Consider the following 20,960-nt stretch of genomic DNA (forward strand, 5'->3'; position numbering starts at 1 on the left):
GTTCGGGTGCCACTGGCGGCTCGTCCGCCAGTGCGATACCAAGAGCAGCTCACCAAACGAAGTACGCATCCAACCAACCGTAGGGCAGGCTCCCGCCTGCCGTGGGTTCCATGTGACGTGACTTCCATGGACGTAACGCGATCCGAGCGGCAGGCGGGAGCCTGCCCTACACTGAGCGTTTGCTAATTACACCAGTCCATTCGGCTTCGCCCAGTGTATCCGCGCGACATAAACACTCCCGTCGCTGCCATGTTTCTCCACCCCCTTGGGCTGCATCCATTCGCTGACGGTCACCCAGGTCTCGTCCGGGCTGATGTCCGTAACACCAAAATTCCCCAGCCGTGCGCCCCGCTCGGGAACCAAGACCCGCTCTGTCTCGCGAATCACCCGTAACCGCTCCGGGTCGACTTGTGCCATGAACAACGGGGCACGGTGCCGAAAGACATGGTCGTTATTCGCTCCGCGACGGGTATACACCAAAAACAATCCGTCGCTGTGCGTCACCCAATGTTGCTGCGTGTTGTAATTACCTAACGGCTGACCATCGTCGAACCGCCATTCCTGGATCGGCTCAAACTGCTGTCCGTCGTCGCTTCGCGTGATGAAGCCGCGTTTGTCGTTGCGGATCGTCAAAAAGTATTTGCCGTCAAATCGCGTCAAGGAGGGTTCGTGCAAGCCCCGCGTTTTGTCGTCGATATACAATTCCGTACCGTTCTCCAGGTACGTAAGGGTCGTGCCGTCAAAACCACACCGTGCGATGGTGACATGCGAGTTCTTGCCGGCGGGCACAAAATACAACGGCAAGAGAATTGTCCCGTCCGCCAGATCAAACCGCTGCGTACAACCGGCTCCAGCGTCGTTGAATTTTTCATCATGCGATAGGTCCATCTTCCGCCAAGTCTTCCACTGACTCTGCTTAGGGTCATACACCGCATAGGCCGTATGCCGTGGACGAGGCCGTGTGACTTTCCATTCGGGTGTGTAGACGACTGTGTGTCCGGTCCCCAGTAAGGTTTTAGTTTTAGCATGCAACTTCGGCCAAAAATCACTGAGCGCCACCGGCCGCTCCTGCCCATTGATGTCCTCGATTCGCGGGGCGAGCGTCTCCATTTCCGCAGCCGCGGTCCACGACTTGCCCAAGTCGTCGGTCTGCATTCCAAACACCCCTTTGAACACGTCGCTGCCAGACAAGTCCAACGTGTTCATCGTCATCACGACGCGCGGATCCCCTCCCCGCCCTGCTCCCCGCACAATCCCCGCACGGGGGTGACTCCAGCACCGTTTGCCATCAAACAACTTCGTCGGCACATCTCGCGTCAAACGATAATCAGGCGCCGCATCCACGGCTGCCTCGTCCGCACCGGCAACACCGCCGTAGGTCAGATAAGAAATTCCGGCACACAAAGATGTCTGCAAAAAACGTCGCCGCTCAAACATCAATCGATTCCTTGTAAACAAAGTGATCATTTTCCCGTTTAACAACGTACCAGCCCCATCCCCCCATCACAATCCCCGCATTCGCGCCTGCGTAAAAAAAATACCTCGCGCATAGACGCGAAGGCGCAAAGAAATGTGATGCAGGTCAAAACGAATGCCACCACATTTTCTGAAGTCAAAATCACATCACTTGACGCTCCACATGAATCGACATCATGAACGCCCCTTTCATTTATTACTTCTCTTTTTCTCTGCGCCTCAGCGTCTCTGCGCGAGTCTTATTTTTCCTAAAATCAAGCCTACACAACACCCCAGCATGAACAAGTTTCTCTCCAGAGTGTTGACACTCCGCGCACCGGCCTGTATTGAAAATGCAGGGCACAACTCGATTCCACTTCTGGAGAATACCCCATGCAACGTTGGCTGTTCGTTCTCATCGCCGTCTTGTCCTTTGTTTCAACGACCTGCGCTGCTGACGCCGTCGTTACCATCGACTCCCCGATGCCGCCCCCCAACTGGGCTTTGCTGGAACGCCAACTGCTACGCGCCCAAGCGGATGCGTGCGCAGAGTTTTTTGAGAAGTATTTCGACGAACGCGGGTACCTGCTCTGCGTCGAGCGCTGGGGCGGTGACGATGGGCCGGATGACGCTATTGAAAACTGCAACGGCTGGCCAATCCTGCACGCTATGGGTGCATCGGACAACGTGCTGCGGATGTACAAAAAAGCTTGGGAGGGACACCTGCGGCAATACACTGCCGCCAAAACCACCGAGGTCCCCTTCGCCCGCGACGGGATGTACTACAAGGAATTTCCCGTGATGTTCGACTGGCAACATAACGGAGAAGGCATTTCGGTTTTTAATCTGCAGGGACTTTCCGATCCCGAAGATATCGACTTCGGCCAGCGCGTGCGGCGGTTTGCCGGGTTTTATATGAACGAAGATCCCGGTGCGCCGAATTACGATCCGAAGCACAAAGTCATTCGCAGCATGATCAACGGCAGTCGTGGACCGTTGATGCGTAAAGCGACCGGATTGGATTGGGCGGGCGATCCGATCGAAGTCGAAAACCGTTTCGGATTGGGGCATGGCGAACGCAATTACGAGGAAATGGTGGCCCACTTCAAAAATTACAACGACGTCGTCGGCGACCATCCGCTCAATTTGATATCCACCACGTTGGCCCTGAATGCTTATATGCTCACCGGCGAAGAAAAATACCGCACCTGGCTGTTGGACTATGTCGATGCCTGGCTGCAACGGATGGATCAAAATGGCGGCGTGATTCCCAGCAACATCGGCCTCGACGGCACCATCGGCGGAGCCGCCGACGGCAAATGGTACGGTGGAACCTACGGCTGGGGCTTTACAGTGGTGGTCCCGCAAACCGGAAAACTAGCGGACCGCAATCGGCAGTATTGGGGCTTCGTAGGTTTTATGAACGCGTATCTGCTCACCGGCGACGACCGTTATCTACAAGCTTGGCGCAAACAGGCGGACGTGATCAATGCGCAGAAAAAAATCATCAACGGACAAGCCATGTACCCCCGCATGTACGGTGACGAGGGTTGGTACAGCTATGTGCCGCAGCCGTACGAGTACAACGCGCGGGAAATCTATTTTCTCTCCATGGATCCCGAAGATCGTCGCCGCGCTCCCCAAACCGGTTGGTTTGATTTTCTCGACGGCAAAGATCCCGACTATCCCGAAAACGCATTACGCGCCGATTTCGAAATACTGCGCCGCAAAATCGAAGGCATGCGCGACGACACAACCACTCCCGATACACGATTGGCCGACGACCCCATGCAGTTCAACCCAGCCCGCGTTCGCACCTTACTGCAACTGACACAAGGGGGATGGCTCGTCGAGCGACGCGGTGCGGCATTATTCGCGCGGCTGCGCTATTTCGATCCCATCGCCCGCCGTGCGGGACTTCCCGAAGACGTTGCGGCATTGGTCACGAAAATGACCGATGACATGACGGTCGTCACACTCGTGAATATCAACCAACAAGATTCGCGCACCGTCACCGTGCAAGCAGGCGGATACGGTGAACACCAATTCTCCTCCGTAGAACGCGCGGACGAAACCACAAACGTCGACGCCCCCACGTTCACCGTCAAACTTGCCCCCGGTGCCGGCGAGACTTTAACGCTGCACATGCAACGGCACGTCAACCGACCAACCATGTCCTTTCCTTGGAACCGCTGATATTCGACGCAGGTTTTTTACTCGTTCCCAAGCTCTACTTGGGAACGCAATTTCACGAAGCTCCGCTTCGCTGAGTGAGACGCTCGCGAACAATCCATGTCTATGTCATGAATTGGAATTAGGAACCCGAAGTAATCATCCGCTCCTAATGCAAATATAACCTCAGGGGACAGCGAACTTATGATCTTCGACATCCATAGCCACGCCTGGGCCTATCCCGATCATTTTGGCGACGATTTTCGCGAACAAGCGCAACGCCGCGCCAAACCGGGCGAGACGCTCGATTTGACGGTTCGGTACGAAGATTACCGCGCGACGGCTCCCGCAGAGGTCCGCACCGTCGTCTTCGGCGGCAAAGCCCAACTCAGTGGACTCTGGGTCGATGACCGTTACGTTGCCAATTACGCCGAACGGCACGGCGATAATGTCGTGGGGTTTGCATCGATCGACCCTACGCAACCCTCCTGGAAAACCGAAATGCACAACGGTATCGAGCAGTTGGGATTGAAGGGAATCAAACTGCTGCCGATGTACGCCGGGTTTTTCCCCGATGACAAAATACTCGATCCGCTTTGGGAGTATGCCGGCGAAAGAAAACTGCCGGTGTTGTTGCATACCGGAACGACTTTTATTGCCCAGGCCCCCTTGGAATGCACCTTGCCGCGGCATGTGGACAACGTCGCCGCTCGTTTTCCCAACGTCCCCATCGTAATGGCGCATCTCGGGCATCCTTATGAGGGGGAATGCGTTGCCGTGATTCGCAAGCATCCCAATGTCTATGCCGACATCAGCGCCCTGCACTACCGCCCTTTTCAGTTGTACCACAGTTTGATGCTGGTGCAGGAATACGGAGTGTGGGACAAAGTCCTCTTCGGAACCGACTATCCCTTCACAACGGTCAATGCCACTGTGGAGGGGCTGCGCAAATTGAACGATATGCTCGTCGGCACCGCACTGCCACGATTGGAGACTGAACAGATCGAGCAGATGATTTATCGCGATAGTTTTAGTTTGTTGGGAATCACGTGAATCCGGATTGCGGAAAATGTGGAGCGGCTTCACAATGGTCGCAGACACATTCGCCGACTTCTCATCCACGACGATCCTCAATCCACCATCCAATGACCAACTCCCACAACTATGACGATTGGCCGAGCGGCCCACTGCCGCCCGAACCGCCGATCCCCTTCCCTGACGTACATTGTCATTGGGATGCTCTACACGCCGCCCCTCGCATCGACGAAACCGCCTGGGTTGCGCCGGGCGCGGTCGTCATGGGACGCGTCCGCATGAAAGCCCGTAGTTCTGTTTGGTACAACTGCGTGCTTCGCGGCGACAATGAATACATCGAACTCGGCGAAGACACCAACGTTCAAGATGGTTCGGTGCTGCACATCGACCCCGATTACCCCTGCATCCTGGGCGATCGCGTCACCGTGGGCCATATGGCGATCGTGCACGCCTCGGTCGTGGGTGACGGCGCATTGATTGCCATCGGCGCCAAGGTCCTCAGCCGTTGCGTGATCGGCGAAGGCGCCTTGATAGCCGCCGGCGCCGTTGTGATGGAAGGCACACAAGTCCCCCCGCACACCCTGTGGGCGGGTTGTCCGGCGCGTCAAATCAAAGAACTGGACGAAAACCAACGCGCCCGCCTCGCTCGCACCTATCAACATTACGTCAACAACACCGCCATCCACCTCGCCCGCTTCGGCCGTGCGCATATCGAGGCGATCACCAAAGACGCAGGCATTTGAACTCAAGACTCAGACGTACGCACTCACTCGGGATCCAACCATGACAAAATGCAGCATCTGCGAACACGCCAATCCGCCGCTGGCCAGGGAATGCGAAAGCTGTGGGATGCAGCTTACCCTCGATAGCGACGCGGCCGCCGCCGATGGTCGAATCCAAGACCGGGTGCACCAGTTGGTGGCTGAAGGAAATAAAATCGAGGCGATCAAACTGTATCGCGAACAGACCGGCTGCGGCCTCGTCGAAGCCAAGAACGCTGTCGAAGCCCTGCTCCGCGGCGAAACCCCGCCCCCGGTCGCTCCCCGCCCGCAAATATCCTCCTCGATTGATCAAGACATCGTCGCCCTGCTGCACGAAGGTCGCAAAATCGAGGCCATCAAGCTGTATATCGATCAAGTCGGCGGCGGCCTCCGCGATGCCAAATTGGCCGTCGATACCCTGGCCCGCGAACACGGCATCGAAGCCGCCGGCAAGAGTGGCGGTTGCTTAAGCCTGCTCATCCTCGGCCTAACGCTCACCGCCACAGCCGGCTATCTGCTGACCTAACCCACTCGCCCCCTCCCGAAAAAGGGTGCCACTGGCGGCTTGCCCGCCAGTGCAAACCGCGTGACAGGCAAAAACACCGCTGAATAATGATCGACCTCAACGCCGAGAACGTCGTTTCCTACCTCAAGTCAGCCGGACACCTGGCCCCCCAGGAATCTGCGACGGCCACCGAGTTATCTGGCGGGGTCTCGAATATTGTGATGCGCATCAATCGCCCCTCTGGCGACGATTGGGTGATCAAACAATCCCGCCCACAATTGCGGACCGACGTTCCTTGGTTCAGTCGCATGGACCGGATTCACCGCGAAACTGACGTGATGCGAATCTTGGACCGCTTCTTGCCCACCGGCATCGTCCCGCAAATCGTAATCGAAGACCGCGACAATTTCTGGTTTGCCATGCAAGCCGTCGACGCCAACCACGCCGTCTGGAAACAGCAGTTGCTCGACGGACAAGTCGACCTCTCAGTCGCTGCGAAACTCGGCACCTATTTGGCTGCAATCCACCGCGAAACCTCTCAGCGTGCAGAGCTGACGGAGATGCTGCGCGATCAAACGGTGTTTAACGAGTTACGAGTCGATCCGTTTTATCGACATTTGGCAAACCAATTCGCCGACGTCCGTCCCGCGATCGAATCCATGATCGAAGAAATGGCCGCCACGCCGATCTGTCTGGTACTAGGCGATTTCAGCCCCAAGAACATTTTGATCACACCGACTGGCATTGCCCTCGTCGACTTCGAAACCGGGCATCGCGGCGATCCCGCTTTTGACCTGGGTTTCTTCCTCAGCCATTTACTGCTCAAGACCGTATTACACGCGGATCGTTTCGATGATTATGCCGACCTGACCCACGAATTTTGGAAAACATATCTCGCCGGAATCCAACCGCTGAAGGCAACCGCATTCGCACCGCACGAACTCCGCCGCCGCACATTCGCCCACCTCGCCAGTTGCATGTGGTCCAGAATCGACGCCACCAGCCCGGTCAACTACCTGCCCAACGAACGAGAAAAAAACATCGTCCGCAATTTCAGCCGCCAATTACTGCTCAGTCCCCCTGAAACCTGGGAGCAAGCGATCCAAGACCTACGCACACAAACCCATCAACCTTGAAGCCCCCCACCCTCACCGTTACGGTAAACCCCAACGTAGGATGCGTCGCGACGCAACTTTCGATGTAGGACGAACGGTCACTCCCGATGAAACAAATCGCTGCACACGCATAGACGAAAGAATTATTGCCGCGGAGTTCACAGCGCGATCATGCCGCAACCAAGTTTTAGAAAACAAAAAGCCACAGAGGCCACAGAGGCCACAGAGGCCACAGAGAACACCGAGAACACCGAGAACACCGAGAAAAGCTATAGTGAGCAGTTATCGAGGTTGAATAGATCTCTCTGTGAACTCTGTGGCCTCTGTGGCTAGTACTTGCCTCTGTGGCTAGTACTTGCCTGCGATTCTTACCGTTGGATGCCTCATCGCAACGATTCACGTAGTACAAACCAACACAGCAAAAAACCTCAAGCCTGTCTCCTCAAGCCTCAAACCCCACCCATGCCCAAAATCGAACAGATCCACGCCCGCGAAGTCTTCGACAGCCGCGGGAAACCGACCATTGAAGTGGAAATCCGTTGTGCCGACAGTCGTGCGGGGCGGGCGATCGTTCCCAGCGGCGCCAGTACGGGCCGCTTCGAAGCCTGTGAACTGCGCGATGGCGACACGAATCGCTTCGGCGGCAACGGCGTGTTGCAAGCGGTCAGCCATGTGAACCACGAAATCGCCGCCGCTTTGACCGGCATGGATGCCGCGGATCAACAATCGATCGATCGCGCGCTGTGCGACCTCGACGGAACGGAAAACAAATCGCGTCTCGGCGCCAACGCCATCTTGGGCGTTTCACTTGCCGCCGCCCATGCCGCTGCCGAGGCTCAGCAACTTCCTCTCTGGAAACATTTCGCCCAACTGTGGCAGTCCGCCGCCGATCTCGGTCAGTTCCCGCCACCGACAGCCGCTCTAGGGCAGCAGCCATTGATGCCGTTGCCCATGGTGAACATGATCTCCGGCGGACTACACGCGGGGCGTAATTTGGATTTCCAGGACTACTTGATTCTCCCCGTCGGTGCCACATCTTACCGTGAAGCACTGGAATGGATCATCACCATCTACCATCGGTTAGGCCGACTGCTCACCGAAAAGGGATACGAAGGTGTCCTGGTTGGCGACGAAGGGGGATACGGTCCCAAGTTAACATCCAACGTCCAAGCGGTCGAACTCGTGATCGAAGCCATCGAAGCCTGCGGACTCAAACCTGGCACCGACGTCGCCATCGGTCTCGACGTCGCCTCCTCGCACTTTTACGACGGCACGCACTATCGTCTCGCTGCCACCGGCGATGAGCGTCTCAACTCCGGGGACGTGATCGACTTGTTAGAAAAATGGGTCAGTGCCTATCCGATTGTCAGCATCGAAGATGGATTGGCAGAAGATGATTGGGAGGGCTGGCAGGAATTGACGCGGCGATTGGGAGATCGCGCACAACTGATTGGCGACGACCTGTTTGTCACCAACCGCCGACGATTGGAAAAAGGCTTAGAGCTTGCCGCCGGAAACAGCGTGTTGATTAAGGTCAATCAAATCGGCACCGTGTGGGAAACTTTTGAGACGCTCCGACTCGCACTGCAAAATGGCTTCTGGCCGGTCGTCTCGGCCCGCAGCGGCGAAACCGAAGATCACACCATCGCCGACCTAGCCGTCGCAACAGCCGCGGGACAAATTAAGATCGGTTCTATCGCCCGCAGTGAACGGTTGGTGAAGTACAACCAACTCTTGCGGCTGGAAGAACAAGTCGGCCACGATGCCTACCAGGGAGGCCGAATTTTCTCGGCGCTGAAATCATAAAACACGAATCAAGATAAAACTCGCCATATAATCGTGCCCAACAGGCGTTTGAAATGAAATTTTCCCGCTGCGGCATGCGTCTTAAATGGATGCATTGAGCAGTTTTGTCGATAAATTTACTAGTAGCAAACCGACCGCTTCGGCGGGTTTTACGATGGATCGATATGTAGTAACGCGGTTTGCCTAAACCTTGATGAACAGCTTTCTTATTTTTTACAAGATGCGGCGACGGTGTTTCGCTCGTCGCATAAGTCGCTTATGAAATTGCAACGGACTGCAATCCAACCTGTTCTGCAGAGCACTCTCTGCCTGATGGTCTGTCTCATCGTCTGCGGTTGCCGCTTGCCGGGACGCCACGTCGACAACAGCATGACCTCGTACGAGCACGCCACCATCTCCTATGATGTCGCTGGCTGCTGCCGCAATTTGCTAACGGGGGAAAGCGAAATCACCCCTGTGGCATACAGCACCGACCAATCAACGGATGTGGAAGACTCGGTTTGGAAATCGGCACAACTCTCGATTCAATACCCGCACCCCGATGAAGTGCCCGAGATGGCCCAAGTCAAATTGCGGCTGTCGAGTCTCGCCCCAGACGATGAAATGCCCCGCGTCTCGGGGGCCAGTCCGCTTGCCGGTGGGATTTGCAACGACGAACTGTGGGTGATGGACATTCCCAAGGTTGAGTTGGACCAATTGTTGATTCAACTCTCTAACCGCGGACAAACCGCAACCGAGCCACTCCCCGCCGCCGATGCACACCTGAACGTGATGGTCAACCAACAGGCCACCGCCAACACCTCAAGTCGCGAACCGCAATTGGACGAATTCGTCAAACGGGTCTATCAACAAGGTCGCCTGCGAGGATTTATTCCTTGTCAACAGGCGCAACAATCCGCCCCACAGGCCACGCCCCGCTTTCCGTCGCTGACGCAAACGTCGTCATTTCAACTCGACCAAAAACTGTAACAGGTCCGCCGCCTGTTCGGCCGTCATCTCTCGCAGCAGCATCTCGGGCATCAGCGACTTGTCCTGCGGCTGCAGAATCTCGATGTCCGCGCGGGAAATGCGAATCAACTCGTGTTGATTGTCCTTGAGCACCACTTCGTTCTCGGTTTTTTCCACCAACAATCCGGCATGCACCTGCCCCCGTTTGGTTTCGACGATATAGCTCACGTAATCCTTGTGGATCTCCTTCGACGGGTTGAGGATCGTATCCAAGATTTTCATCTTGTCTTTGTCCTTCGCCACATGCGTCAACTCCGGCCCCAATTCACGGCCTTCGTCGCCGATTTTGTGACAGTCGCGACACTGCACACCGGCCGCCTTGAAAAACAACTCCCGCCCTCGCTCCGCATCGCCTGTCAGAGCCAGAATTTGCTCCGGACGAACCAACGGCCCCAGACGACGCACACGCTGTTCCTCAGGGACAAACCGTTCAAACAAATCCCGCACTAATGGATTCGTGTGTGCGGCGCCGGCGGCGATGATCTCCCCGCGTAGCGGCGAAGCGGGTGGCTCCTGATCGACCAGACCCACCGCCACCATCGCTCCACTGACATTTTCGAGCAACTTCTTAATCGCCGCGGTCCGTTTGGCGACCACATCGCTGTTCAAATCCTCAGGCTGGGCACTCTGGGCAGCGGTCGTCGTATCCCCTTCGGCAGGCAATTCGGCCACCCATTGCCGAAACAATTTCAGTGCCTCTTCATCCACGACCGCCGACCCCAAAACCGGCATCCGCCCCTGCCCCAGTTTCGATAAGCGATACAAAATCACCGACCGCTCAGGCGCCCCTTTGGCGATCAACTGGCCGTCATCAATGCTGAAGTTTCCATGGTTCGGCGGGATGTTAAAAATGTTCGCCTTTTTCTCATCGCTCGTGAATTCCAATTCCATCTTCGCATTGCCGCCGCCGTCCGAAACATGGCAGTGTGAACAGTTGGCGTGCAAATAGGACCGTGCACGGGCATTCAATTCGGCCGATTCGTCATATGGGTTTGAAAGCTTAGGCAACTCCTCAATCGACTTTTTCGGCGATTCCTTAAACATGCCGATATGGTCCCAAGCACGGATTTGATTATCCGTGACTCCGCCAAAGTCGTAGTCCCGATTCATCTGCAACGTGTTCAGCCCCAGGACCCATTTGGCGGCGCGGGAATGGCAACCCATACACTCCGTGCGGGCGGCATACCGCCACGTCTGTTGCCGCACTCCCTTCGGCTCCGCCGCATCGCGAATTTGAAATTTGCGATCCATGCCGTCGCGCCCCACCAAATCGGCGTCGTCCCCAGCATCGTTCCACATATAGGTATACGCCATCCATTCCCCCTCTTGCCGCGTCAGCAACCGCGTTTCGATCGGACGCCGGCTCGCTGGATTTCCCGCTTCCATCTCCAACGACAATGTCTGCGCCGCCACCGTGTTGTTGGGAAACTCCCAACCGCGATGCCCGCCGTACGTAATCTGTTCCTCTCCCGGGACTCCTACGAATCGCTGGACGTGCGCCCCATCCACCCATGCCGGCGCATTGACCGAATAGGGCAACACCCCCGCCGCTGGGATCTGCTCAGGGACCGATGTAAACAGACCGGTCTCACTCAGTTTCCGCGGAAACTCCTCCGCTGCATGCGCCGGCGCGCCGCTCGGCACCAAGGAAAAGATTTCACCGCTCAACGCAACCAGATACAGTTCGCGATCATGATCATGTCCAAACGTCGCGACTTTATACGTCGAGTCGGACAGCCGCTGGTGGTCTTTGACCTGTTCGTCCTCATAACGAAATCCCCAGACGATGCCCGTTTCGTAATCGCAATAAATATACATGCCGTAAAACTCCGGCCGTTTCTTCGCGCGATAAACGTATCCGCCGGTGATCGAACGGCTTTCCGAGTGCGGATGCTCGACGATCGGCTTGTACAATTTGCCCGGCCCCATTTCGCGTTCCAGCATGAACGGGTGCGAACCTTCGTAGATGCTCCAGCCATAATTTCCACCGCGACGAATCAGATGGATCATTTCCCACAGATCCTGGCCCACCTCCCCGACCCACAAGTTGCCCGTCTCACGATCAAAACCCATCCGCCACACCTGACGGTGCCCGTTGGTCCACGCCTCGGGAATCGCCCCTTCAATGTCCAGAAACGGATTGTCCGGCGGGATGCTGTATTCTTTTCCCTCAGACGGATGATCCACGTCAATCCGCAGAATGCTTCCCGTGAAATCGCTCAGGTCTTGTCCGGTATTGTCGACGTCGGACCCGCTCGTCCCATCCCCTGACCCGATATACAGGTAGCCGTCGGGACCGAACGCCAAGTCGCCCCCCCCATGACCGGCCGTCGCCCATTTTACGATCAACGTCTCCGACCCGCGAACAAACTGCGGCGGGTTGGTCTTCGTCAGTTGAATCCGGTAGATGTAATTGTGTTCTGACTCCTGACCGTCCCGCTTGGTGACGTTCAAGAAAAGATAGGCGTAGCCGTTCTCCGCAAAGTTTGGATGCAGCGTCAGCCCCCAGCCACTACCACCGATCGATTTGTCGATCCACTTCATGTCAAAGATCGCAACGCTATCGGAGACATCTGGGTCATCTTCAAAGGTCAATAATTTTCCGCCAACCTCGAAGATAAAAATCCGATTGCTGTCCGGCTCAGGCACCATCGCGATCGGTTGATCGAATTTGAGGTGCGGATACTCGCGCTGCAGCTTGTAAGGCGGTGGAGGTTCGGGAGAACCTTTGACGCGTGAGGTCGTCCAGGGCACCCGCTCTGTTAGCCCAAACGGCTTTTCCGGCTCAGCAGGTTTCGATTCTGCAGATGGGGATTTTTCCGCAGCATCGTCGGCGACCGACAACGCAATCCAGCCTCCCCCAGCAACCAGAGACATCATCAAGCAGGTAACGCGCGCGAGTAGCCGCATAGATACTCCTCTCAGGAAGCCGCTTTAGTCATTCCCACGAACGTGGTTACATCAACGTTCGTGCATCCGATCTTAAGCAACCCCCTACACAAGTTCAACGCGAATCATCGCCGCTGTTTTCACGATTGCTGGTGATCAAGGGGGCAAAACGTTAATATCGTCAATGTCACCTATTCATCCCCTGCCCTGTTTCCTGATTGGCGCCCCGTCGCTATGTCCGCCGCACTGCTGTTTGACTTAACTCCCGATCAACTCACCGATTGGTGCACTGAGCACGGACACAAACCGTACCGTGCCCGTCAGATCTTTCACGGCGCGTTTGGGCGGCGGGTGATGGCATTCTCCGATATGAGCGATTTGCCCGCGAAACTACGCGAGCAATTGGCAGACAGTTTTCAGTTTTTCTCCTCCACAATAACCGCACACAACGTCGCCAGTGACGGGACCGAAAAACTGCTGCTCGCGATGCAAGATGGCAGTACGGTCGAGTGCGTTTTGATGCGCGAAGGCAAACGCCGCACCATTTGTATCAGTACGCAGGTCGGCTGCGCGATGGGCTGTGTGTTTTGTGCCAGCGGCATGCTGGGGCTCACACGCAATCTCTCCGCCGGAGAAATCACGGAGCAGATCGTCCGCTTGGATCAGCTCTTGCCAGCCGAGGAACGCATCACCAATATCGTGGTGATGGGCATTGGCGAGCCACTTGCCAATCTCGACAACCTGCTCCAAGCGCTCGATCACGTTACGGCCGATGGCGGCATGGGCATTGGTGCTCGAAGGATCACGATTTCAACAGTCGGGCTGCCCGAGAAAATCCGTCGTCTCGCCGAGTGCGGCAAAGCCTACAACCTTGCCGTCTCGTTGCATGCCCCGAACGAGGAACTTCGCAGCCAGATCATACCCGTCAACGAAGGGATCGGTTTAGCAGCGGTCCTGCGGGCCGCCGATGACTATTTCGAAAAAGTCGGCCGCCGCGTTTCGTATGAATACATCTTGCTCGGAAAACTGAATGATGCTCCGGAGCACGCGCAGCAGTTGGCGAATCTCTTGAAATCGCGATTCGCGCACGTCAACTTGATTCCCATGAATCCGGTCGCTGAGTCTTCCTTCCGCAGGCCCAGCGAACGCCGCATTCAGCGTTTCCTGGAAATCCTGCAAGAAGCCGGCGTACCGGTCACCGTTCGCAAACGCAAAGGGGCCGACATCGATGCCGCCTGCGGACAACTACGCCTCCGCAAGCACAACGACAACGCATTGGTCGACCTGAAATCATAAAGCCGCGACTCAGGCGACCAGCTTACAAGGTCGTGCTGCCAAATTCGTCTAGCTCAAAATCCTGGGCATCAAAACCGACCAACCGATTGTCGCGAAACACCAAGTAGTATGTTTGGCTCTTGCTGTCCGGCCCGTACGCGTACATTTTATCGCTGGTGTGATAGGCATTGTTATTGGTCTTGAGCAAACGGTCGTTCGGCTCAAAGCGGCCTGGCTGTCCAATCACTCCATCGACTTCGGCGCGCGTCATCCCGTTATCGATACAATTGGCTAACAACCACTGCAGCGCTTCCGGATCACGAGAATGCTGAAAACGTTCGCGATGAGCGGTTTCTTCTTCATGCGTGATCTCAGGTGTTGTTGCAAACATCTGTTGGATCGGAGTGGTATCAAACGATTCGCAGCCACAGATCGCGGCTACCGTGATAAATACCAAGAACATCTGTACGGAACGCTTCAAGCATGGAAACAATGTTGCCATGTGACTTTACCTCCGAGTCAGGCGACGCGCAGCCTGATCTCATTTTGAGAGATGTGTTGACTTTGGGGGATGTGAGAGAGGCGGGAGTCTACGCGAATTCCCCGCAGGGGAAAAGAGCGCTCTTCTGAAATCTGCGCTCTTGTTTAGACCACAAACAATTCCATGAATTGATCCGCCGGCAAGGCATCCAACTGCGCCGGCTCAGCGAACGCCGCCATCACTGACGCGCAACGTGTGCTGTCGAATTGCGTTGCCATGTTATCTTGGAACTTTTGCTCCAACAGCGGCATCCCTTGCTCACGGCGGCGGCGATGCCCGATGGGGTACTCCACCTCCACACGCTCAGTCGACGTCCCATCGGTGAAAAATACCTGCACCGCATTGGCGATCGACCGTTTCTCGGAATCAAGATAATCCCGCGTATACGCCGGGACCTCGACGACTTCCATCCGCTCGCGCAACTGATCAATCCGTGGATCCGCTGCGGCGGCGTCCTCGTAATCGTCGGCGGTCAGCGTTCCACGAATCAGCGGCACCGCGGTCATGTACTGCAAACAGTGGTCACGATCCGCCGGATTATTCAACGGGCCGGTCTTGTCGATAATCCGCACCGCCGATTCGTGTGTCTCGATGCGGATCTGCTGAATCTCATCCAAGCGATCTTTGACTTGCGGATGCAATGTGACGGCCGCCTCGACCGCCGTTTGCGCGTGAAACTCCGCCGGAAATGAGATTTTGAACAACACGTTCTCCATCACGTAACTTCCCAGCGGCTGCGAAAGTTCAATCGGTGCGCCCTTGAACAACACATCTTGAAATCCCCATGTCGGAGCCGAGAGCGCTGTGGCATACCCCATTTCACCGGTCAAGGAAATCAACGCCAACCGCACCGCCCGACTGGTCGCATCGCCAGCGGCCCAACTTTTGCGCGAGCCGGTATTCGGGGCATGCCGATACGTCCGCAGCGCGCCTCCGTCGATCCAGGCGTGCGACACAGCATTGACGATCTGTTGTTTGGTTGCCCCCAACATCTTCGCCGCGACAGCCGTACTGGCGACACGAACCAACAGCACGTGATCCAATCCCACGCGGTTGAACGAATTGGTTAGCGCCAAGACTCCTTGAATCTCATGCGCCTTGATCATCGCCGTCAAGATATCGCGCACCGTCAGTTTTTGCTTCCCCGCGCGATTCAGATAATCCGCGCAGGCCAAGATCGCCCCCAAGTTGTCCGAAGGATGCCCCCACTCCGCCGCTAGCCAAGTGTCATTAAAATCCAACCAGCGAATCAAACACCCGTTATTAAACGCAGCAGCCACCGGATCCAATTCGTAAGCCGTCCCCAAGACCCGCGCCCCGCCGGGCATCTCCGCACCCGGCACCACCGGCCCCAGCATCTTTTCGCAAGCTGGATAATTCAGCGCCAACAGTCCGCACCCGATACTGTCCATCAAACACCACCGCGCGGTGTCATAGGCCAGATCGCTCGCAATCGCCGCTTCCGCCGCATACTCCGCAATCTCAACCAGTAGCTGGTCGGGCACCTGTTCCGTCACCTGAATTCTGTCGCTCATGTTTTCCTACTGAAATCTATCCAGGATTCTCAAGCCACTGCCTGGGAGCGCGAGGCTCCAGCCGAGCCGCGCGTAACCACAATACTTCAATTTCGTCCAAACAATCTGCAATCCATGTCCAACGTACCGATGCGGCTCAGCAGGAGCTTCGCCCTCCCGGTCGCGTCATCAGGAGATGCAGCGACTGCTGGGAGGGGACTCTACCAACCGGGCGGAAGCTTGGCTCAATTTGGACGTTCCATGTGCACCAGCCAATCCTCATTCAGCTCGACATGTTTGATACCATATCGCCGGAACGTATACGTCACATGAATCTTCCCATCGGCTGTTTGCAACAGTGACGGATAGGAATACTCGCCCGGGTTCGCCTCCAATTTCAACGGCGCTTCCCAAGTCCGCCCTTCATCGGTCGAACGGGCGATGCTGAGCGGAGTCCGGCTGTTTTCTGAATCGTTGTACACAATCACCCAATGCCCGTTGGCGAGCGGAATCATCGAAATCCCCGAATCGGGATTATTTAGCGTGGTCGGCTTTGCCTCGCTCCAGGTCTCTCCTTGGTCCTGCGAGATAATTTCCGTGATCTGCGGGTATTTGCGCATCAACGCTACCAGCGAACCATCTTTACGCTCCGCCAACGCCGGTTGGCTTCCGCCAGCGGTAAATCCGCCAATCTTCCAGGAATCCCCGTTGTCGCGGCTGATCAAAAAGGTCGATCCATCCTGACCATCCACGACCGCCTCCACCGGCAATACAATCGTCCCGTCCCGCAGTACGAGTGGGCGATTGCGGGGTACGGCCCACAGATCTTCGTCAAACATCTCGCGATCCTTCGACCAAGTCCGCCCATTATCCTCCGAAGTGCGGAGCATCAAACGGCAGCGGTCCCACCCCCCACCACGGCGAATCGGTCGCGTCGGTTCCATCCGGCACCAGACCATTTGCAGCCGTTTGCGACCATCGACAAAAATAATCGCATTGCCCGGCGGCAGCAGTGCATCTTCGATCAACACTTCCGGCTCGCTCCAAGTCCGCGAACCTTTCTCGCGGCGAGCGAGAAAAATCATCTGGTCGTCCCCGGATTCATAATTGCCGCCATACCAGACGCACAACAAATCCCCATTGGGCGCCTGTTCGATCACCGAACAATGGTGCACCGCCGCTTGCGGAATTTTTTCGAACACCAATTCCGAGGAGAACGACAATTGCCCGTACGGGTTGTCCCGTTTAATCGGCGACAATTTCGCACCGATCGCAGAACCTGTTGCTTTCTCTGATTTCGGTGTGATCTCCTTTTTCGCCAACACGTCGCGAATTCTACTCTCCAGCGCATCGCGTCCGGCAGCCTCTGCCAATCCGCCGTGATAAATCAGATTCGACTCTCTATCCAGCATAAACACCTCGGGGGTCACGCTGGCTCCGAATTGTTTCACGATCTTTCCTTGCGGATCGCGATACAGCGGAAAAATCACTCCTCGCTTTTGGATAAAATCCGCCAGTTCAGCGTTCGTCACCTCCGCATCGGGAACAATACCCACAAACAGCACGTTCTTACGACGGTATTCCTGATAGAGCGCCGCAATGTCGTTGATCGCTTTTTCCGTCACGGGGCACCGCGGCGACAAAAACAGCACCGCTGTCGCCGGCCGTTCGTCGTAGTTACGCATCGTCATTTTTCGGCCATCGTGGGTCAGCAAATCCACAGGCCCCATCGGCTCGCCCAATTTGGGTTCCGCTGCAAATGCGGCGGAATCGAGTGCGGCAACGCACATCACAGTGACGGCAAACAATCGCAAGATCATGTTGGCATTCCAAGTCGTTGAATTCGGGGAATCTTAATGTCAGGCATCAAGCGCAGTACACGGCAAACTAAACCGTCCAGAGCGTGAGGCTCTATTATGCCCCAAACCGACTCCCCGACTCAATGAGGGGAGCCCGGAATTGTCCCGGTGATGCCCACTTCGTTTTTAATTGGCCTTGACGTTTTTCTGGCTTTCTCCGATACCTCCAGCTCTGTTCAGCTACCGGTTCCACCGGGCTATCTCAAAAGCAAGGTTCGACCACCTATTATCTATGCGTTTGTTACAACGTTACGTGCTGTTTGAGCTGTTGCGCGTTTTCGCGATCGCTCTCACTGGTTTGACGCTCATGTTGACATTCGTCGGCGTGATCGGCGAAGCCACGCGCAATGGGCTGGGACCGAAATTGATTCTGCAGATCCTGCCATTCATTGTTCCCAGTCTGATGCCGTTTACCATTCCAGCAACATTGTTGCTGACAGTGACCGTGGTTTACGGCCGCATGTCGGGGGACCAAGAGATCACCGCCATCAAGGCGGCCGGCATCAACGTGATGTCGATTATCATGCCCTCGATCATCATCGGCCTCGCCCTCAGTCTGGGAACGTTCATCCTGACAGATCAGTTCATTCCCTGGGCCAAAGGCCGCACGAAGCAAATTGTCGCCACTGGAATGGAAGACATCTTCCTCGACATCCTCCGCGCAAAACACAAATTTGTCGAAGACAAAATGGGCATCGCCATCAACGTGCTGGATGTCGACGGACGGACTCTCATCGGACCACGAATTCACTTCAAGCGTGGCTCAGGAGAAGCGATCCATATTGAAGCGGAATCTGCCAAGTTGGGTTTTGATACAGAAAAAAACGAAATCCGGCTGCGGCTGTGGAATGGAACCGTCAATACGCCCGGCAATGCGGGGCTCCGGTTTGTCCAAGAGGATAAATCCTTTCCGCTGCCCCGCGATATCTCCGAAATGCACCCCCGCGACATCTCCATTTCGCGCATTTATAGCGAAATTGATGTCACGACGATGAAACGAGATGCGGAGGAACATCGCCGGATTATTCAAACCGCTTTCTCACTCACGCATGGAAATTTTGAAGCGCTGGATACGCAACCTTTCATCCCCGGCCAATGGGAAAACGTCTATGCCCAACGCCGCGCAAAAAAACTACATACCGAAATCCACTCCCGCTACGCTTTGGCCGCCAGTTGCTTTTTCTTTGTGTTGCTGGGAAGTTCGTTTTCCATCTATCACGGTCGCAGCCAGTTCTTGACGAACTTTTTCGTCTGTTTCATGCCGGTGCTGCTCTTCTATTACCCGGTCGTGATGCTGATGATCAACCTCTCCAAAACCGGTAGTGTCAATCCGTTGTGGGGTATGTGGGTTGGAAATGCTGGTCTCTTCGTCGCCGGCATCTTCATGCTCCGCAAGGTGCTGCAACACTAAAGCGACTGATTTTGCCCCGTTTACCCTGCTTGGTGAGGGCTGAGAACGTCGGCATTCCATCCACCGCGCGGTGTGCAGTCGCTTCCCTAATTGTGACAGCGACCTTAGAATGTTGGTCGACATTCCCCGAATGCGCTTGCCGTATTCGCCATTTAGACCTACCGGAGCCCCCCATGAGATCCCGCCCCTACCGTTCCCTCTTCGCCCTGTTGGCAGTCGTGTTTCTGGCAACTCAGTCGCCAATTTTTGCCGAAGACGATCAAGCTGTCGATCTAAAATCGTGGGAGAAACTCACGCAACGCAAAAAAGACATCGTGGCCCGCTCGCAAGTCTTGATCAAAGAATTCCAGAAGGCGGACCTAGCGCGAAAAGAAGAGATCAAGCAGGAATACGAAAAACTGGGCGAAGAAGACCGCGCCCTCTCCAAAAAACTGGTAGCCCTCGCGCCGGAAGTGATCAAAAAAGATCCCGGAAACATGGATGCGGTCAACTTATTGTTGATCGAGTATTTCCAAACAAACCGTTATCAACAAGCGGCTGATGTCGCCGATGCGGCTCTCAAAGCCGAGCAGTCCGATGCACTGATTCTGAATATCGGTGGCGTTTCGCACTTCGCGATCAACAACTACAAGCGCGCCAAAGAATTGCTGACCAAAGCTCAAGAAGAGAATCAACTCATCCGAGACCTAGGCGGACGTTATTTAGCGGAGTGCGATGAGTACCAGAAACTGTGGGAAGCCGAACAAAAAATTCGTGCCGCTGAGAAAAAAGCCGATGATCTCCCCCGCGTTGAATTCGACACGGACAAAGGCCGCATCGTCATCGAGTTATTCGAAAACGAAGCTCCCAACGCTGTTGCCAACTTCATCAGCTTAATCGAAAAAGGGTATTACGACGGAATCGCCTTTCACCGTATTATTCCAAATTTCATGACTCAAGGCGGCGACCCGAATACCTTGGATGACAACCCCGGCAACGACGGACAAGGCGGTCCCGGTTACACGATCGACTGCGAGTGCTACGTTCCCGAAGCTCGTCAGCATTTCCAAGGCAGCCTGAGCATGGCACACGCCGGACGCAATACCGGCGGATCACAGTTCTTCCTCACCCACTTGCCGACCGCCCATCTCAATGGAAAGCACACGGTCTTCGGTCGCATCATCGAAGGCATCGATGTCAATGCCGGCATGGAACAAGGGGACAAGATCAAATCCGCCAAAGTCCTGCGGAAACGCGAACACCCCTACAAACCCAAAACGAATCCCGATAAATAGCAACATCCGTTGCATTTCAATGCGACTGACCACGCAGAACGAGCATTCTTCTTTGCTGAATGTCGTTGAAGTATTTAAGATGCCGCCGCAAAATTGTTTTTGCGGCGGCATTTTTGCGTATTCCCCGGTAGGCGAATACCTCTCGCACATCCCAAAATGACTTCCTGAAAAAAATCAGTCTCTCCCCTCCAACCAGTCGCCGGTTCGTCTCGACAGATCAAAAAAATCTCTCTATAGTCCCGCCCCTGTCTCTCAACATTTCCCCCAAAAGCACGATCCCAGCCGCCCCGAATCAAGCATTTCCGTCGGTCCGTCTCGTGGTCCAACCGCGCGACAGGCC

General features: G+C 55.7%; 15 protein-coding genes. 10 read left to right on the forward strand and 5 right to left on the reverse strand.

Features of this window, described 5'->3' with window-relative positions; all coding sequences use genetic code 11:
- Positions 1 to 186 precede the first annotated feature (186 nt).
- Positions 187 to 1,437 (reverse strand): exo-alpha-sialidase, encoded by a 1,251-nt coding sequence (locus Mal52_RS11930; protein WP_145376327.1) that lies wholly within the window; start codon positions 1,435 to 1,437, stop codon positions 187 to 189.
- Positions 1,438 to 1,848: 411 nt separating this feature from the next.
- On the opposite strand from Mal52_RS11930, the gene Mal52_RS11935 reads away from it, so the two are divergent.
- From Mal52_RS11935 to Mal52_RS11965, 7 genes are all read left to right on the forward strand, one after another.
- Positions 1,849 to 3,651, forward strand: coding sequence for a DUF8034 domain-containing protein (locus tag Mal52_RS11935; RefSeq protein ID WP_197534848.1), 1,803 nt, complete (start codon positions 1,849 to 1,851; stop codon positions 3,649 to 3,651).
- A gap of 180 nt (positions 3,652 to 3,831) precedes the next feature.
- Complete coding sequence (locus tag Mal52_RS11940) at positions 3,832 to 4,680, forward strand: amidohydrolase family protein (RefSeq protein WP_145376329.1); 849 nt, start codon at positions 3,832 to 3,834, stop codon at positions 4,678 to 4,680.
- A 92-nt stretch (positions 4,681 to 4,772) separates the two neighbouring features.
- Positions 4,773 to 5,405 (forward strand): gamma carbonic anhydrase family protein, encoded by a 633-nt coding sequence (locus Mal52_RS11945; RefSeq protein ID WP_145376331.1) that lies wholly within the window; start codon positions 4,773 to 4,775, stop codon positions 5,403 to 5,405.
- Positions 5,406 to 5,445: 40 nt separating this feature from the next.
- A complete protein-coding gene (locus tag Mal52_RS11950) occupies positions 5,446 to 5,949 on the forward strand; it encodes a ribosomal protein L7/L12 (protein ID WP_145376333.1) in 504 nt (167 codons plus the stop codon).
- Positions 5,950 to 6,035: 86 nt separating this feature from the next.
- On the forward strand, positions 6,036 to 7,064 hold the full coding sequence (locus Mal52_RS11955; RefSeq protein WP_145376335.1) for a phosphotransferase family protein: 1,029 nt from the start codon (positions 6,036 to 6,038) through the stop codon (positions 7,062 to 7,064).
- Between the two features lie 441 nt (positions 7,065 to 7,505).
- Positions 7,506 to 8,849, forward strand: coding sequence for a phosphopyruvate hydratase (gene eno, locus Mal52_RS11960; RefSeq protein ID WP_145376337.1), 1,344 nt, complete (start codon positions 7,506 to 7,508; stop codon positions 8,847 to 8,849).
- A gap of 312 nt (positions 8,850 to 9,161) precedes the next feature.
- On the forward strand, positions 9,162 to 9,818 hold the full coding sequence (locus Mal52_RS11965) for a hypothetical protein (RefSeq protein WP_145376339.1): 657 nt from the start codon (positions 9,162 to 9,164) through the stop codon (positions 9,816 to 9,818).
- Here the strand turns inward: Mal52_RS11965 and Mal52_RS11970 are convergent.
- Complete coding sequence (locus Mal52_RS11970) at positions 9,792 to 12,767, reverse strand: PQQ-dependent sugar dehydrogenase (RefSeq protein WP_145376341.1); 2,976 nt, start codon at positions 12,765 to 12,767, stop codon at positions 9,792 to 9,794. The two genes, Mal52_RS11965 and Mal52_RS11970, sit on opposite strands and share 27 nt — an antisense overlap.
- A gap of 213 nt (positions 12,768 to 12,980) precedes the next feature.
- On the opposite strand from Mal52_RS11970, the gene rlmN reads away from it, so the two are divergent.
- Complete coding sequence (gene rlmN, locus Mal52_RS11975) at positions 12,981 to 14,042, forward strand: dual-specificity RNA methyltransferase RlmN (RefSeq protein ID WP_145376343.1); 1,062 nt, start codon at positions 12,981 to 12,983, stop codon at positions 14,040 to 14,042.
- Between the two features lie 22 nt (positions 14,043 to 14,064).
- On the opposite strand, the gene Mal52_RS11980 is transcribed toward rlmN, so the two are convergent.
- The 3 genes from Mal52_RS11980 to Mal52_RS11990 form a co-directional block, all read right to left on the reverse strand.
- Positions 14,065 to 14,523, reverse strand: coding sequence for a hypothetical protein (locus Mal52_RS11980; protein ID WP_145376345.1), 459 nt, complete (start codon positions 14,521 to 14,523; stop codon positions 14,065 to 14,067).
- 143 nt (positions 14,524 to 14,666) lie between these two features.
- Positions 14,667 to 16,097 (reverse strand): bifunctional 2-methylcitrate dehydratase/aconitate hydratase, encoded by a 1,431-nt coding sequence (locus tag Mal52_RS11985; RefSeq protein ID WP_145376347.1) that lies wholly within the window; start codon positions 16,095 to 16,097, stop codon positions 14,667 to 14,669.
- A 224-nt stretch (positions 16,098 to 16,321) separates the two neighbouring features.
- Positions 16,322 to 17,896: an exo-alpha-sialidase gene (locus Mal52_RS11990; RefSeq protein ID WP_145376349.1), complete on the reverse strand. Its 1,575-nt coding sequence runs from the start codon at positions 17,894 to 17,896 to the stop codon at positions 16,322 to 16,324.
- A gap of 271 nt (positions 17,897 to 18,167) precedes the next feature.
- Between Mal52_RS11990 and Mal52_RS11995 the strand changes: the two genes are divergently transcribed.
- Together Mal52_RS11995 and Mal52_RS12000 are read left to right on the forward strand one after the other, a co-directional pair.
- Positions 18,168 to 19,346 (forward strand): LptF/LptG family permease, encoded by a 1,179-nt coding sequence (locus tag Mal52_RS11995; protein ID WP_145376351.1) that lies wholly within the window; start codon positions 18,168 to 18,170, stop codon positions 19,344 to 19,346.
- Positions 19,347 to 19,519: 173 nt separating this feature from the next.
- Positions 19,520 to 20,620 (forward strand): peptidylprolyl isomerase, encoded by a 1,101-nt coding sequence (locus Mal52_RS12000; protein ID WP_197534849.1) that lies wholly within the window; start codon positions 19,520 to 19,522, stop codon positions 20,618 to 20,620.
- Positions 20,621 to 20,960: the final 340 nt, after the last annotated feature.

It is taken from the genome of Symmachiella dynata (assembly GCF_007747995.1).
GTDB classification, from domain to species: Bacteria; Planctomycetota; Planctomycetia; order Planctomycetales; family Planctomycetaceae; genus Symmachiella; species Symmachiella dynata.